Source organism: Gimesia sp. (assembly GCF_040219335.1).
In the GTDB taxonomy this organism is placed as follows: domain Bacteria; phylum Planctomycetota; class Planctomycetia; order Planctomycetales; family Planctomycetaceae; genus Gimesia.
In genome coordinates this window covers 479,220-497,886 of the sequence record NZ_JAVJSQ010000005.1, presented here as the reverse complement: position 1 = coordinate 497,886, position 18,667 = coordinate 479,220, and the positions used below count along the sequence as shown (strand labels likewise).

General features: G+C 51.8%; 1 protein-coding gene. It reads left to right on the top strand.

Translation table 11 applies throughout. The features are described 5' to 3' along the window. The first annotated feature begins 379 nt into the window (after window positions 1-379). Window positions 380-18,646: a Calx-beta domain-containing protein gene (locus tag RID21_RS05930; RefSeq protein ID WP_350187690.1), complete on the top strand. Its 18,267-nt coding sequence runs from the start codon at window positions 380-382 to the stop codon at window positions 18,644-18,646. The last annotated feature ends 21 nt before the right edge of the window (window positions 18,647-18,667 follow it).

Genomic DNA, 18,667 nt, shown 5'->3' with positions numbered 1-18,667 from the left:
CCGCGACGCCTCTCCCAGATTCCCGGGATAATTGTGAGAATGTCCACTCATCTCCTCTGAATCCCTGACCACAACAGGAGAAATCCTGATGAACAGGTCTCTGCTGCGCGTCCTACTCCCTGCCCGGCTACAGCACAAGCTCTAAACCTCTTGAATGGTCCAGTTTTCGCAATTTCTAAATTATCTAAATTTTAACTGGATAAAGACCTCATCTACTGGTATCGTCGTTTACACACCTGAACTGCGTACACATTTTCCAGGATAACAATTGTTTCCTCTTCCTCATTTCACCCGCCATTCCCTGTTCTTACATACGACATTTTGAAAATCAGATACTGACCATACAAACAATAACCAGACTGCAAAGGGCCACCAGCTGATGTTACTCACAAACTGGTTACAGTCTTTCGTTCACCGTTATACACCCAATCGCACATCTCAACGATCGAAACGTCTTCGCCGTCGCCCTGAATCGCAGCGAATCAGGCATCTCAAATCCAGGTCAGTTCAATCGATCGAGCAACTCGAGGATCGAACGCTGCTGACATCGTTGCTCACGATCGACGATGTTTCGATTGTCGAAGGAGACAGTGGCACCTCCACAGCCTCCATCACCGTCACCCGCACTGGAAGCAGCGCTGGGGATCTCAATCACATAGCTTTGATCAGTTTCACAACGCAAGACGGGACTGCCACTGCCACAGAAGGAGACTATCTCACCAGCAGCGGAACGCTGGCATTCACGGCGGATCCAACAGAACTGACACAGACACAAGTCATTACCGTTCAGATCAACGGCGATACGCTGACGGAAACAGACGAAACCTTCCAGCTCTTATTAACGGGCAGCAGTTCTGCATTATCGACTATCGCAGATGACAGTGGACTGATCACAATCTCCAACGATGATTCCACATCTCTCAGCATCAGCGACGCGTCCGCCCCCGAAAATGAAACGTTGACCTTCAATGTCTCCCTGAGTGAAGTCGCCGGCGCGGACATCACCTTTCGCGTCAATACCCAGACTGGGACTGCAAACCACAGTGACTATACGTTTCTGAGCGATCAACTGGTAACGATCAAAGCCGGCGATTTATCGACCGACGTGATTGTCTACGTGCACGATGATGCCAACCAGGAATCAGATGAGGCATTTTCTGTACTGATCGGTGAGCCACAGATTGAGGGAGGCACTCTTTCCGGCTCGGTGTTGATTTCTGACTATTATGCAACGGGAACGATTGTCAATGACGACCATCTCCCTGGATCGGTCTTTATTCTCGATGATCACTATATAAGTGAAGGAGATAATGGTTCCAAGAATCTGGTACTTCGAGTCGGCCGGACAGGCGGGAGTGCGGGAGATTTAAATTTTGCGACCACAGTGGATATTTCTACAATTAATGGTACCGCTACTGCAGGAGAGGATTATTCATCTGTAAATTCGACTGTGAGTTTCTCCGCCAGTGCGACCTCGACCTTACAGTATAAAAGCGTATTTATTCCGATTCACGGCGATCTGTTTAAGGAAGCCACCGAAACCTTCAAGGTTCGTCTGAGTAATCCGACTGGTGGCAGTGTCCTGAAAGGTAATTTAGCGACACTCGAAGCAACGGTCTCGATCCAGAATGATGATTCTGCACTCTCCTTCCAGAATGAACTGTTTGCAGATGAGGAATATGCTAATTTCACTTATGACGAGTTTGGCAGTGCCATTGCCATGGATGGAGATGTCATGGTTGTGGGAGTTCCTAAGAACTCCGCCCACGCAGATCGTTCAGGGGCCGTCTATGTCTACCGACGGAATCAACAGGGAACACCCGCAGACGAAACTGATGATACCTGGGAACTGGAAACCACTCTATTCACAGACTCTATTGTGACCGATTCCTACCAGGGGACGGAATTTGGATATTCAGTTGATATCGAGGACGACACAATTGTAGTCGGCTCACAAAGAGAAGGAGGCACAGGGGCCGCTTATGTCTTCACACGTGTGGGTTCCGACTGGAAGACCCAGCCTCCCCTGGTCGAGAAATTCGATGTGTCTGGTACCTACAGCACCTACCTGTTTGGTGCCTCCGTCTCAGTGTCTCAGGACACGATTGTCGTGGGAGCCCGTTCCGACAACTCAGGCATTTCCTCGGGAGGTGCCGCCTACATTTTTGAAAAGAGCGGCGTCGACTGGTCCACTCCAGTAATCACTCAATTGCTGCCGGCAGATCCCTCATCGAATAAATATTATGGTGTGTCAGTTTCCGTTAAGGGTGAACTCCTTGTGGTTGGAGCTTTAAACGATACCCACTCCTCAGGTACATACAGCGGTTCGGCGTATATCTACACCAGAAACGGTAGCGACTGGCACACCGTCGCTCCGACTGAAACCAAGATTACAGCCTCCGATGGCTCTGCTTACGCCTATTATGGTAGTTCCGTATCAACCAACGGAACTGAAATCGCAATAGCAGCCCGCAGTGCCCGGCATACAGATGGTACTGGTACCGTATATCTCTATCAGAAAAACGGCACAGACTGGTCGACCATTGCTCCTGATGAATACAAATTTACGAATCAGGAGGAAGGGAATTTCTTTGGGACATCCCTCCTGCTGCGAAACGATCAACTGGTAGTGGGTGAATCTGGTGCCGCTTACGTATACAACAAAAGTGGCGCCACCTGGGATCCGGGCACCGTGGTTGAATCGGTACTGACAAAATCGACATCGGAATATTCAAATTTTGGTAAATCGGTCGCCAGCTCTGGCACTACCGTTGCCGCAGGTGCGCCAACGCTCAGCCTGGACGGAAACAACAGTGGCGAAGTCTTTGTCTTTCAGGAAGACAGTCCCGGGACATGGAATATTACCAGTGAACTTAACCAGATCGATACAGACACCGCACACAATGTAGGCGATGAATTTGGAAAGATCATCTCCATGGACGATCAGTACATGCTGATCGTCGCCCCTGGTACGGATTCCACACTGGCTCCGGCAGGCGTATTATATGTTTATGCGAGAAACGACCAGGGTACCACGTCTGTAGTGGATGACACCTGGGACTACGAAACGTCTTTCACGGCTCCCGATGCAGTCAATACCGTCAGTTTTGCAGACACCGTAGCTATTGATGGATCAACGTTTCTGGTCAGCGCTACCCTCACAGGGGGAATTGCTGAAGTTTACATTTACGAAAGAAATGGAAGCGACTGGACAACCGTTGCGCCCACAGTAACTCCCCTGCTGACTCATGTCAGCAGAACGCTCAATGGCCAGACTGCCGTCGCAATCGAAGAGCAAACCATCGTGATCGGCAACCAGGATGCCACGGGGAATGCAACTCAGTCTGGTGCCGTTTACGTGTATGAACAAAATGGCTCAGACTGGTCGACCGTTGCTCCAACAGAGACCATTCTGACTGCTTCCGATGGTACAACGGGAGACGCGTTCGGCGGCGGAGTTGATATCCAGGGAGACAGGATCATTGTCGGGGCACCTGAAGCCGACAACCGTGGAGCCGCCTATCTCTTCCAGCAGGGAATCACCGGCTGGAGTTCTGCGAGTGAGACCAGACTGACCGGTTCGAGACTACAGACGGGTGACAAATTTGGAACGATCGTCCTCATCGATCAAGGTACTGTTGCCATCACAGCGCCCGAATACGATGGATCTACTTCTAACGAAGGAGCTGTATATCTATACGACAGTCGCAATGGTTGGGACAACCTCACGGAAACGTTTTTATCGTCTACCGATGGAAACAGTTACAATTACTTTGGAACCAGTATCGACCTTGACAACAATACTCTCATCGTCGGTACGGACAGATACAGTGCTTACATCTATGAAAATCTCTCGGGCTGGGACCCTCTGAACGTATCAAAGTTGTACTACGAATCTTCTTCAGAATTACGCAATCTCGGACTGGGTGAAGTCGTTGCTCTGAATAGTTACAGTCTGGCAGTCGCTAACCTGTATAATGAGAGTACTACGATCAGCTCAGTCTACAGCTACAATCAGCAGACCCCCACGTTCAGCATCGATGATGCCAGTATTACTGAAAATGATAACGGCACTCAAACTTTGAATCTCACGGTTTCCGTCACCGATATTCCGGACGGACTGTATAACCAGCCGATCTCGGTTGATTTCAGCACGGTAGACGGTTCCGCGACTACAGCAGACAGCGATTATCAGCCTTTGACAGGCACGCTGTATTTCGATGAAAACTCCCCCCTGGCCACCCAGTCGCAGACGATCTCAATTCTGATCAACGGAGACACCAAAGTCGAACTGGCGGAAACATTCGCTGTGACACTGTCAAATCCTTCGGTCGCTTCAGATCTCTCCCAGGGAACTGCAACTGTCACAATCAACGATAACGACACCGTCAACCTTTCGATTTCTGATGTCGTTGTCAATGAAGCCGATGGCACTGCCACTGTCACAGTCACTCTCGATCAACCGCTTCCGGGATATTTGAGCATCGACTATGCCACCAGTCAGGGAACGGCCATCGCCGGTACCGACTATTCCGCCACCAGTGGCACCCTGAGTTTTTCTGCAGGCCAGCAGTCTCAGACCATCACGGTTGATATTATTGAGGACGCTCTGGCTGAGCTGGAGGATTCATTCGATATCATTCTCAGCAATCTACAAAGCACCGGTTTTAATGCGAGCCTGCTGGACAACACCGGTACGGTCACGATTCAGGATAACGATCGGCTCTACAACTTCGAGTTCAAGTCGAAATTCCAGGCACAAGGCACCATCTCCGATGGAGATCACCTGGGAAATGATATGGCCATCGACGGTGACACGATGATTGTCGGTGCGCCTTTCTGGGAAGATGTCACCAACCAGGGCGCCGCCTTTATTTATGTCCGCAATCGGCAGGGAACCCATGACGACCTGTCTGACGACACCTGGGAGTACCAGGCCACCCTGCTCGCTCCCGACCCCGCCTTTCTCGCCCGTTTTGGTTTCACAGTGGCGATCAGCGGCGATACGGCCGTAGTGGGAGCACTGTCAGGAGATGACGGCGTCAATGGCAGCGGTTCCGTCTATGTCTTCACCCGTTCCGGTACGAACTGGACCCTGCAACAGGAATTGACGGCCTCCGATGCCGTTTCCAATGATTCATTTGGTGAAAAACTGGCAATTGACGGAGACACAATTGTTGTGGGAACCGTACGCAACAATTCCTACACTGGAGCCGCCTATGTCTTCCAGCGTGACAATGGCGTCTGGTCGGAAGTCACCAAACTGACGGCCTCCGATGCCGTCACAGGCCAGCAGTTTGGTAATGCCATCGACATCGAAGGATCTACGCTTGTCATTGGCGCCTACCGGGATTCAGAAAATGTCTCCCAGAGTGGTGCGGTTTACGTCTTCCAGAAATTCGGGGGAAACTGGGTCGAAACCCAAAAACTGAAAAGTGCTCAACTCACCTTCAATGGTTTTTTTGGCAGTGCGTTATCGCTTGAGGGTGAGAACCTCGTGATCGGTAATCCCGCCACATTCGTGACGGCACCTTACAGTGGCAAGGCATACCTGTTTACCCTGGATACAGACACCGGAATCTGGAGCGAGACACAGACCCTGACTCCAGACGATGGCAACGCGAATGCCTACTTTGGTCAACGCGTACAAATTAATAACAACCTGATCGTAATCAGCTCACTGCGAGATGCCGATACCGCCGTCAACAACGGTAAGGTTTATACGTTTGTGAAACAGGGAGCCACCTGGGTTCAGTCTCAGAAATTCATCTCTCCGGATGCCGCAGACGATGATTACTTTGGAAAGGCCTTCGCCGTCACAGATGGTGCCTTGCTCGTCAGTGCCTATTATGATGATGAAGGGGCAGATAATACCGGATCCATCTATTATTACGCTCCCCAGGCCCCCGCCATCACTGTCAGCGATGCTGTAATTACGGAAGGCGATAATGGTTCGCGTTTTGTTTCATTGGAAGTCACCCGGACCGCTGTCACTGCGGGAGACCTGCTGCTCCCGGCAACCGTGGACTTTACCACGACCGATGGAACCGCAACCGCGGCCGGAAATGATTACCTGGCCAGTTCCGGCACCCTTACCTTCAATGGGGATCCGACGGTCCTCACACAGACAAAAATCATCACTATCGAAATTCCGGGCGACAGAATTGTCGAGCTCGACGCAGAATTTTCTGTCACTCTTTCCAACCTCACCGGTTACGGTCGCCTTGATGACGATACTGCGCAGATCACGATTGAGGACAATGACCAGGCCACGATCTCAATCAATGATGTCATCGTTAATGAAGCGGCTGGAAAGGCACGCTTAACGGTAGTTCTCGATGCACCGGTCAACACAACTGTCACTCTCGATTACACCACCGTTGACCAGAGTGCCACCGCGACGAACGATTATCTCAGTCAGACCGGCAGTCTGACCTTCACCCCGGGTGAGCTGTCACAAATCATCGAAATCGACCTGGTCGACAGCATCCCGGTAGAGCTGCCGGAAACGTTCCTCGTCCAGTTAAGCAACCTGCAGGCGGGTGGACTCGATGTCATCCTGCCAGACGATCTGGCTACGGTCACCATCAAAGATGACGACATCGGAGACTATGAACTGAAATCCCAAATCTATTCCATCGGATCACGACATCCTGATGATCATTTTGGCTTCAGTCTCGCCGTAGATGGTGACACGCTGATTTCCAGTGCACCGGGTTGGGATGCAACCTATTCCGACCAGGGAGGCGCCTTCATCTATGTCAGAAATGATCAGGGGACTCCCGAGTACACGGGAGATGACACCTGGGAGTATCAGGCGACGCTACTCGCACCGGATGCCGACAATAACACTTCAGACCGCTTTGGACACGTGGTGGCCATCAGTGGTGAGACCGCTGTAGTAGCAGCCCTCTATGGCGATGAAACCGCAGAGAACGCAGGCTCCGTTTTCGTATTCACCCGCTCGAATGGAATCTGGTCATTCCAGCAGGAACTGCACGTAGCAGATACGATCGGTAACGGCTATTTCGGCGATGTGGTTGCCATTGAGAATGATACCATCGTAGTTGGCGCCAGATCCACCGATGTTTATACCGGCTCTGCATACGTCTTCAAACGTGAAAACAACGTCTGGACGCAAACCGCAAAACTGGTCGCAGACGACGCTGCTCTTGTCGCCAACTTTGGCAGTTCAGTCGATATTGAAAATTCGACAATTGTCATCGGTGCCCGTTTGGACTCGGAGACGGAATACCGCAGTGGTGCCGTTTATATTTTCAAAGAACAGGATGGAAACTGGACACAGACTCAGAAACTGAAAGACCCCACTCCTGTCGATCAGGGAACCTTTGGTACCTCGGTCAGCCTGGAAGGAGATCTGCTGCTGGTTGGCGCGATCTCCTTACCGGGTCAGCCGGCAAGTGCCGGTAAGGCCATTCTATTTCAACTCGACCACAACAGCGGTTTATGGAATCCGATCCAGACATTGACGGCTTCTGATGCCGCCGCGGATTCATTATTCGGCGTGAGTGTAAAAATCCAGGATCACCAGATCTTTATCAGTAGCTCCAGCGATCCAACCGGAGTCCTCTATAACGGAGCTGTCTACCTGTTTCAACAAGAGAATCAGACCTGGGTTGAACAACAGAAGTTCAGTGATCCGTCTCCCACGACCGGAATCAATTTTGGTCGTAACCTCGCCGTCTCGAATGACACGATCTTGATTGCAGCCAAGTATGACGATGATTATTCGCCCAATGCAGGTTCGATCTATGTCTATGGGTTGCCCCAGAATCCGACCATTTCCATTGAGGACGCCAGCGTCACTGAAACGGACAATGGTTCCCACATGGTCACTCTCAGTGTGACCCGCACAGCCACGAAACCCGGCGACCTGATCTATGGTGCGACTGTTGACTTCCGCACAATCGATGGCCTCGCAACCATCGCAGGAAGCGATTACGAAAACACCACCGGCACGATCACATTTGCAAGCGATCCGACGGCAACCAGCCAGACGCAGACCATTTCAATCCGCGTCTTTGGTGATTTGCTTGTCGAAGCAGACGAAACCTTCGAAATCGAGTTGTTCAACGTCACGGGACACGCCCGGATCTCTGATGCAGAAGCGACCGTCACCATTCAGGATGACGATCAGGCTGCGCTGACCATTGACGATATTTCCATTAATGAAAACGCCGGAACCGCAACGCTGACGGTCTCGCTCGACCAACCCGTGGATACAGCGATCAGTGTCGATTACGCAACCGCAGATCTGTCAGCCGTCAGCCCCGATGACTATACCGCGACATCAGGCACTCTGACATTCAACCCCGGTGTATTGTCCCGGGAAATCATCGTTTCCATCATCGACACCGATCTGGTGGAACTGGACGAGAAACTGCTGGTCAATCTCTCCGGATTACAGACGAATGGACGCGATGTCGTCATCGCTGACAGCCAGGGCGAGATCACGATTCAAGATGACGATCAGGCTGGTTTTCAAGTCACTGATTTTGCGGTTGACGAAAATGTGGGAACCGCGTTTGTCGTCATCACGCTCGATAAACCCATCGACACTGCGATCGACGTGACCTATATCACAATGGAAATCAATTCCACTGAAGGGCTCGACTACGTTTACGCCAACGGTTCCATCACCTTCAATCCCGGTGAACTGTCGAAAACGGTCCCAGTCTCAATCATCGACTCCGCACTCGTCGAGGCGGACGAACGCTTTAGCTTCTCCATCGGTGTACTGGACAATAAAGGACGAGATATCATTATCAGCGATGGTTATGCTGAAATCACAATCCACGATGATGACCAGGCCCGTTTCTCCATCAACGACATTTCCGTTGATGAGGATGCGGGGACCGCCACACTGACCGTGACACTTGATGAAGAAGTCGCGGGTACCGTCCAGGTCGATTACTATACCACCAGCCAGTCTGCGACCAGCCCGACTGATTTTCAGTCATCCTCAGGAACCCTGACCTTCAGTTCGGGTGTATCTACCCAGACCATTTCCATTCCCATTGTCGATTCGGATCTGGTCGAACTCGATGAAAATTTCCTGGTCAGCCTGACCAACATTCGGCCTGCCTATAATATCATTTTCACGGATTCCCAGGGGCAGGTCACCATTCAGGATGATGATCAGGCCGCGATCACGATCAATGACATCACTGTAGATGAAGATGTCGGTACCGCCACCCTGACCGTTTCACTCGATCAACCCGTGGATACTGCAATCAGCGTCGATTACGCAACCGCAGATCTGTCTGCCATCAGCCCCGATGACTATACCGCGACCTCAGGCACACTGACTTTCAATCCGGAAGAACAGTTAAAGACCATTACAATTCCGATCACCGATGCAGATCTCGTTGAAGGCAGCGAAAGCTTTCTTGTTAATCTTTCCAACCTGCAGACCGTGGGTCGCAATGTGATTCTCTCCGATACCCAGGGGTCAGTTACGATTACAGACGATGACCAGGCCGGCATCTCGATTGCTGACATCAGCGTCGATGAGAACACCGGGATCGCCACCCTGACCGTCTCGCTGGATCACCCCGTCGATACGGTAATCAGCCTTGATTATAATACCACCGCGCAAAGTGCCGCCCTCAACGATGACTTCCTGGGAACCTCGGGAACACTGACCTTTAACCCGGGTGAGCAGACCAGAGAAATTCAGGTCGCCATCGTCGATTCTGCTCTGGTAGAAGGTGATGAGTCGTTCCTGGTCGACCTTTCCGGGCTGCAGGCCAATGGACGCAATGTCGTGATTTCTCGAAACCAGGCAGTGGTCACTATTCAGGACGACGATCAGGCCACACTGTCGATCAACGATGCCATAGTGGATGAAGATGCAGGGACCGCCACACTCACGGTTTCGCTTGATCAGCCTGTGGCAACCACGGTGACTGTCAACTATGCCACCGCCAGTCAGTCAGCCCTCAGCCCGGACGACTTCCAGGCAATATCAGGTAGCCTGACTTTCAATCCAGGCGATCTATCGAAAACCATTACGGTCTCCATCATCGATTCGGAACTCGTGGAGTTAGACGAAATTCTGCTGGTCAATCTCAGCAACATCCAGGCTGGTACAGCGGATGTCGTCTTTACTGACTCTCAAGGACAGATCACGATTCAGGACGACGATCAGGCCAACATCTCCATCAATGATGTATCAGTTAACGAGGACGCCAATACCGCAACCCTGACCGTCACTCTCGACGTTGCCGTTGATACCGCCATCAGTGTCAACTATAGCACTGCAGATCAGACAGCGCTGGAATCGCTGGACTATCAGTCCACCTCCGGCATGCTGACTTTCAATTCCGGAGAGCTGTCTAAATCGATTACGGTCCCGATTGTTGATTTGAATCTGGTCGAAATCGATGAAATATTGCTGGTCAATCTTTCCGGTCTGCAGGCTTTTGGACGGAATGTCATCATCTCTGACAGCCAGGGCGAGATCACCATTGAGGACGATGACCAGGCGGCGATCACGATCGATGATGTGACAGTAGACGAAGACGCCGGTACCGCCACGCTCACCGTCTCGCTCGACAATCCTATCGACACGACCATAACCGTCGATTACACCACGGTGAATCAGACCGCTGTCAGCCCGGATGATTATACAACAGCCGCAGGTACCCTGACCTTTAACCCGGGAGTGCAGTCCCAGTCCATTACGGTTTCCATCATCGATACAGATCTCGTGGAACTCAATGAGAGTCTGCTGGTAAATCTTTCCGGATTACAGGCAAATGGACGCGTTGTCGTCATCACCGACAGCCAGGGAGAAATCACCATTCAGGATGACGATCAGGCACACATTTTGATCAATGATCTGACAGTCAACGAAGATGTCGGTAATGCACAGGTCATTGTGACACTCGATCAACCCGTAGATACCAGTATCACTGTCAATTATTCCCTGTATGACAGATCGACGAATGACAGCGATGATTTCATCGGCCAGTTCACCGTCAACACTATCACCTTCAACCCGGGTGAAGTACAAAAGACCATTTCCATCCCCATCGTCGATTCCGCTAATGTGGAGACGACGGAATCCTTCTATCTGATTTTAAGTGGTCTGGAAGCCAGTGGTCGCGATGTCCTGATCCCTGAAGATACGATCGAAGTCACCATCCTCGACGATGACCAGGCGCGGATCTCGATCAATGACGTCACTGTAGATGAAGATGCCGGCACCGCTATGCTTACCGTCACCCTCGACCAGCTGGTGGATGGGCAGATCAGTATTGATTATACAACATCGGACCAGACGGCCGGCAGTCCTGAAGATTACCAGGCGACATCCGGCACGCTGATTATCAATTCGCGTGATCTGTCGGGAACCTTCACTATTCCCATCATTGATTCTGACCTGGTGGAAATAGATGAAAACTTCCTGGTCACCCTGTCAAACATACAGGCCCCTAATTTGAACGTTGTGTTTGACGATGCTCAGGGCCAGATCACCATTCAGGATGATGATCAGGCATCGATCACGATCGACGATGTTACGATAGACGAAGATGCCGGCTCCGCCATACTCACCGTCTCTCTCGACAGAGAGGTCGACACCGCGATCAGCGTAAGTTATGCAACCGCCGATCAGACTGCTGTCAGTTCGGAGGACTACCAGACCCGTTCAGGTACGCTCACCTTTAATCCGGGACAATCAACGAGAACGATCACCGTCCCCCTGATCTATGCTGGTCTGCTCGAACCCGAGGAAACGTTTGTCGTCAACCTGACCAATCTGCAAAATCAGGGACGCAATGTCATCATCGGCGACAGTCAGGGGGTTGTAACAATTATCAATCATCCTCCTGATTCTGTATTCAGTATCACGGGAGATCAGTTATTCTTCGAAGGAGATTCAGGGACCCGCAACGTCCGCTTCGTGATCACCCGGACCGGCAGCATCGCTGGTGACCTGAATTTTGCGTCTTCGGTCAGCTTTACCACCGCCGATGGCACAGCGACTGCCGGCGAAGATTACACTCCCAAAACCTATACCTTTAATTTTTCAGCCAGTCCGACCGCCTTGGAGCAGACCGCTTCAACCCTGGTTTCTGTGAACGCGGACACAATTAAAGAACTGTCAGAAACCATCCTGGGACGTTTGACCAATCCAACAGGTGGCAGCACTCTGGCTGGTGACGTTGCTGCTCTGGATGGCACAGCGGTACTCATCAACGATGATTCCGATTTCAGCTTCAATCAGGATTTCCTCACTCCCCCCGAATTCAGCAATCACACGCGTGACCGCCTGGGAGATGATGCCATCGCCATTGATGGTGATGTAATGGTCGTGGGATCGCCACGGAACTCAGCAAGCGGTGAAGACAACGGTGCGGTCTATATCTATATCAGAAACGACCAGGGCACCTCGGAAGACCAGAGCGATGACACGTGGGAATACGAAACCAGCTTACTACCCGACATGTCACAGCTCACGAATTACTCGGTTGGGGCACGCTTCGGAACCTCCGTCGCCATCGACGGTGACACGATCGTGATTGGTGCCCGGCAGGCCAGTTTCAATAATTATCACACGGGAGCGGTTTTCGTTTATACGAGAGTCGGTTCTGACTGGAAAACCGCAGCGCCAGAAATGGAAATTCTGGCAGACCCGATCAATACTAATGCCGTTTACTTTGGAGATGCCGTCTCGATTTACGAAAACACAATCGTTGTCGGCGTTCCGGGAGACAGCTCCGGTGCTTCCAGTGGTGGCGCCGCTTATATTTACGAAAAGAACGGCAGTAACTGGTCGACGGCAGATGTCCGCAAGCTGATTCCCTCTGATTCTGCTGCCAATACGGATTTCGGAGTCGCAGTTTCCATTTATGACGACCTGATTGTTGTAGGTGATTCCCGTAATGGGGCCAACGGTACCAACTCAGGTGCCGCCTACGTCTATACCAGAAGCGGGGACAACTGGATCGACAGTCCTCCGATTGAAGTAAAACTGACCGCCTCTGATGCCAGCAGCAACACATATTTTGGAGGCTCAGTCAGTACCAATGGTTCTGAAATCGTAGTTGGCTCACATCAGGCTCACGAATTTGGCACCGGTACCGGCGCCGCCTATCTCTATTCCCGTAATGGAGCCGACTGGAATAGCCTTCCCCCCGACGAAATCAAACTCACAGGCTCAGCCGCTTATGATTATTTCGGGACTTCGGTCTCTCTCTCCGATCAGCAACTGGTTGTCGGCTCTCCCGGCGCCGGTGATGCAGGTTCTATCTTCATTTATTCCAAAGGTGGCGCCGACTGGGACACCAGCACCATGACCGTGACGATAGAATCCATCAACTCTACAGAGTCGCTCAGTTTTGGAGATACGGTAGCGATCTCAGGTAGCACAATTGCGACAGGAGTTCCGGGAATCAGTCGGGATGGGATAGAAAGTGGTGCCGTATTTGTTTACCAGCCATCGCCTCTTGACACCTGGACGCTGGCAAGCGAACTCAGTCCTACCGACTCCCAGACCGCACACAATGTTGGTGATTACTTCGGAGAATCGATTGTAACTTCAGATCAATACATGTTGATCTCGGCGCCACGTTCTGATTCCCCCCTCTCGCCCGAGGGAGTGGTCTTCCTCTACACCCGGAACGACGCAGGAACTCCTGCGGATGAAAACGATGATTTCTGGGAATACACCACGGCGTTCACCGCACCAGATCCCGAACAGACTCGTCTCTTCGGCGAAACCTTCGCCATCGATGGCAGTACAATTCTCATTAATGCCATTATGGACGACTCCACAGCAGAGGTTTACATTTATGAAATGAATGGCTCTGACTGGACTACCACTGCCCCGACAGTCACTCCCCTGTTATCACGATTATCGCGTTCGATTCCACAGGACTCAATTACGGCCAACACGGCATTAGAGATCCAGGGCGATACCATCGTGGTCAGTGGTACTGTGGCAAACGGGAACGCCCCCTCCTCCGGAGCGGTTTATGTCTACACGAGAAACGGATCTGACTGGTCCACTTCCCTGCCCACAGAATCGATTCTGGCAGCATCAGACGGAAGTGCGCAAGACCATTTCGGCTATTCCATCGACCTGGATGGTGACAAACTGGTTGTCGGTGCTGAAGCGAAACAAAATCGGGGTGGGGCCTATCTCTATGAAAAGGGCGTCACCGGCTGGGATTCGGCAACAGAAACCATCCTCGACGCCTCTGACCTGCAAACCGGAGATCGCTACGGCTCCTCCGTTGCCATCGATGGAAATACGATTGCCGTCTCTGCGCCTTACCATTCTGGAGCAAACGAAAAATCAGGAGCCGTATACCTGTTTGATGGCAGTGGTGGCTGGAATAATCCATCAGAAATCAAATTGACACAAGCTGATCAGAACAGTTATTTCCTGTTCGGTTCCAGTCTCGCCCTGGATGGCAATCTGCTTGCCGTAGGAACGAATAAGACTTCCGTATTCCTCTTCGATGGTTCAGCTGGCTGGGATCTCGACCATGAAACCAAACTCAGCTATCCACCCTCCTCTGATCTGCTCGGGCTTGGATTTGGTGCTACCGTTGCGTTGAACAACAACAATCTTGTAGTAGCAGCTCTGTATAATGAATACGACAACAGAGGGAACGTATTCAGCTTCAATCGACAGGTTCCGACTTTCTCGATCGACAATGCAACCATCACCGAGAATGACAACGGTACTCAGACACTCCAACTCACCGTCACTGCCACCGGTATCATCCCTGGCCTGCACGCCGACCCTATTTCGCTCGACATCGACACCCTCTCCGGATCTGCACTGGCAGGCTCAGACTTCCTGGCATACTCAGGCACTATCCTGTTTGATAATAACGCGGCCTCAAGCACACAAACAAAAACCATCTCGATCGATATCATCGGCGATACCAATGTCGAGGCTACGGAAACGTTTTCGGTTGTGATTTCGAACCCCTCCGTCGAAGCCAGCCTCATCCAGGATACTGGAACAGTTACGATTGCTGATAATGATGTCGCTTCTATCCAGATTTCAAACCGAAACGTCAACGAAAACAATGGCACAGTTGTCATCCCCGTGATTCTTGATAAATCGGTTCAGACGACCATCACGGTCAACTACACAACAGTCAGTCAGACTGCCGACAACCCCGACGATTATATCACCACTTTCGGCACCTTGACCTTTAATCCTGGCGAGCAACTCAAGAATATCAGCATTCCTCTGGTCGATAACGGTGTGGTTGAAGTAGATGAAGAATTTCTGGTAACCCTCTCGGGAATCCAATCCAATGGCCACCAGGTCGTCTTCGCCGATGATCAGGCTCTGGTCACGATCCAGGATGATGACCAGGCCGCCATTTCCATTAACGATACCAGCATCGATGAAGATGCGGGCACTGTCACGCTCACCATATCGATGGATCACCCCGTCGATACGACTGTGACCATTGACTATGAGACTTCCAACCAGACAGCCGTTGCTCCCGAAGATTACCAGAACACCAGCGGTACGCTTACATTCAATCCGGGAGAACAGAGCAAGACGATTACTATTCCCATCGTCGATTCAGACCGCGTCGAACTCGATGAAACCTTCCTGGTCATGCTCTCTGCACTCCAGGCAAGCGGACGGAATGTCATCATCTCTGACTCCCAGGCACAGGTCACCATTCATGATGACGACCAGGCAGCCATTTCCATCGATGATGTCACATTCACTGAAGACGCAGGCACCGCCACCCTCACCGTCTCCATGGATCAACCCGTCGACACTGCGGTAACCGTCGATTATGCCACCTCGGACCAGACAGCTGGTGCCCCCGACGATTATCAGACCACCACCGGAACACTGACATTCAATCCGGGAGAACAGAGCAAGACGATTACCATTCCCATCGTCGATTCAGACCTCGTCGAGCTCGATGAAACCTTCCTGGTTACGCTCTCTGCGTTTCAGGCAAGCGGACGTGATGTCAGCATCACCGATTCACAGGCTCAGGTCACCATTCAGGACAACGACCAGGCGGCTATATCAATCGATGATGTCACTGTCGATGAAGATGCGGGCACTGTCACTCTCGCCGTCTCGTTGGATCAGCCAGTTGACACCAATGTGTATATCGATTATGCAACTTCCGACCTGACTGCAGGAGCCCCTGACGATTACCAGAGCGTCTCGGGCACACTCACCTTCAATCCGGGAGAACAGATTAAGACGATTACGATACCCATTATCGACTCAAACACAATTGAGCTGAATGAATACTTCCTGGTCTCGCTCTCAGCTCTTCAGGCCGACGGACGTAATGTCATCATCACGGGCTCCCTGGCTCAGGTCACCATTCAGGACGACGATCAGGCTGCTATCACCATCGATGATGTCACCGTCGCTGAAGACGCCGGCACTGTCACCCTCACCGTTTCGATGGATCAACCGGTCGACACCACTGTAACCGTCAATTATGCCACGTCCGACCAGAGCGCCGGTGCTCCCGATGATTATCAAACCACCACCGGCACACTCACCTTCAATCCGGGAGAGCTAAGTCAGACGATTACCATCCCCATTATCGACTCAAACATCATCGAGCTGGATGAAACCTTCCTGGTCTCACTCTCAGGTCTCCAGGCGGGCGGACGCGATGTTATCATCACGGACTCCCTGGCTCAGGTCACCATTCAGGACGACGACCAGGCAGCCATCTCCATCAATGATTTGACCGTCGACGAAGACGCTGGTACTGCCACCCTTACCGTCTCAATCGATCAACCCATCGACACCACTGTAACTGTGGATTATACAACTTCCGACCAGAGTGCCGGTGCTCCCGATGATTATCAAACCACCGCAGGCACACTGACCTTCAATCCGGGAGAGCTAAGTCAGACAATCACCATCCCCATCGTCGATTCAAACCTCGTCGAACTCGATGAAACCTTCCTGGTTACTCTCTCTGCACTTCAGGCAAGTGGACGTGACGTCAGCATCTCTGACTCCGAGGCGCAGGTCACCATTCAGGACGACGACCAGGCCGCCATGACCATCGATGATGTGACAGTAGACGAAGATGCAGGCACCGCCACCCTCACCGTCTCCCTCGACCAACCAGTCGACACCACTGTGACCGTCAATTATGCCACGTCCGACCAGACAGCTGGTGCCCCCGACGATTACCAGAACACCACCGGCACGCTCAATTTCAATCCGGGTGAGCTCAGCAAAACTATTACGATCTCCATCGTCGATTCCCCATTGATCGAAGCACATGAAACATTGCTCGTCGATCTCTCAGGTCTGCAGTCGGCTGGTCGGAATGTCATCCTGGCGGATAGCCAGGGTCAGGCCACCATCAGGGATGATGACCGCGTGACTGCAGAACTACACCTGCGAATTGTGAGACAGCCATCGAATACGACGAGCACAGGAGAAGTGTTGACTCTTCCCGCAGGTCGGGAATGGGTTGATGAATGGTCTACCTACTGGGTTGAAATCTGGGTCGATGCACTCAACCCAACCTCCCAGGGCATCTTCTCCACCAGTCTGGAATTCAGCTATCAGACACAATACACTTCCGCGAGTGAAATCGAATTTGGAGGAGCCTTTACTCAAAACCAGATGGGGCTGATCGATGACGCGAGTGGCACAATCAGTAACCTTTACGCGGAAACCACCGAGACACAACGAGGGTCGGACAGGTATCTGCTCTTCGCACGCATCAAGTTCGAACCCGCCAGTGAAGATCAGATATTACTCGACCTGGAAAACAAGAGCATCGGACCGTACGATCTGGAATTCGAGATCAATACACCGCAGGTGACGTTAGTCGATGATATCGCTCTCGATACCGTTCCCGCAGCATTCGCTGGAACAGAAATCTGGGCAAACCCCTACGATCTCAATGATGACAATCGGATTAACTTCCGCGATCTGCTGCTGTTTGCCAGCGTCTATAATTCAATCCCCAGTCAATCTGACTCCGACTACGCCTGGTTTGCAGACCTGAACCAGAATGATCGTGTCGAATTCAAAGACTTGCTCCTCTTTGCTTCGAATTACAATAAAACCAGGGAAGGTAGAGATCAGGTCAATTATGCATCAAGCTATCCCGAGGTCTGGAATAATCTGCTGACGGTCGAGTCCCAGGCTGAACCTCCGTTGATCGTCGAGCCACTCAAGCAGACGACAGCTCAGAGTATGCTCGACAGCGCAGTCGATGACGTCAGTTCTCCAGCTTCACCAGTCAACAGTCAGAAACTGAAATCGATCAATATTCAGGTAACCGACCTGTCCGGCGACACCTTGGGACGCGCTGCCGGAAACACCATCTATATCGACAGCAATGCCGCCGGGTATGGCTGGTTCATTGATGCGACTCCCACCAGTCACGACGAGTTCACTGAATCCTCTGACCTGACACTGATTGCCCTGCCGGACAGCGATGCCGCCGAGAAAGTGGATCTCTGGTCGGTGATCATGCACGAACTGGGGCACCTGTTAGGTTACGATCACGAGGAAAGCGGTTGGATGGAAGACAGCCTGGTTCCCGGAGTCCGCAAGCTACCGGCCTGGGAAAACGAAGCCGATCAGTTCTTTGCCGACCTGAGCGACGACATGAGCATTATCCTCTGATCAACCAGAGGACAGATCGCG

What these genes read in the sequence shown, in the direction of transcription:
- RID21_RS05930 (WP_350187690.1), top strand. Translation starts at nt 380, where the DNA reads ATGTTACTCACAAACTGGTTACAGTCTTTCGTTCACCGTTATACACCC.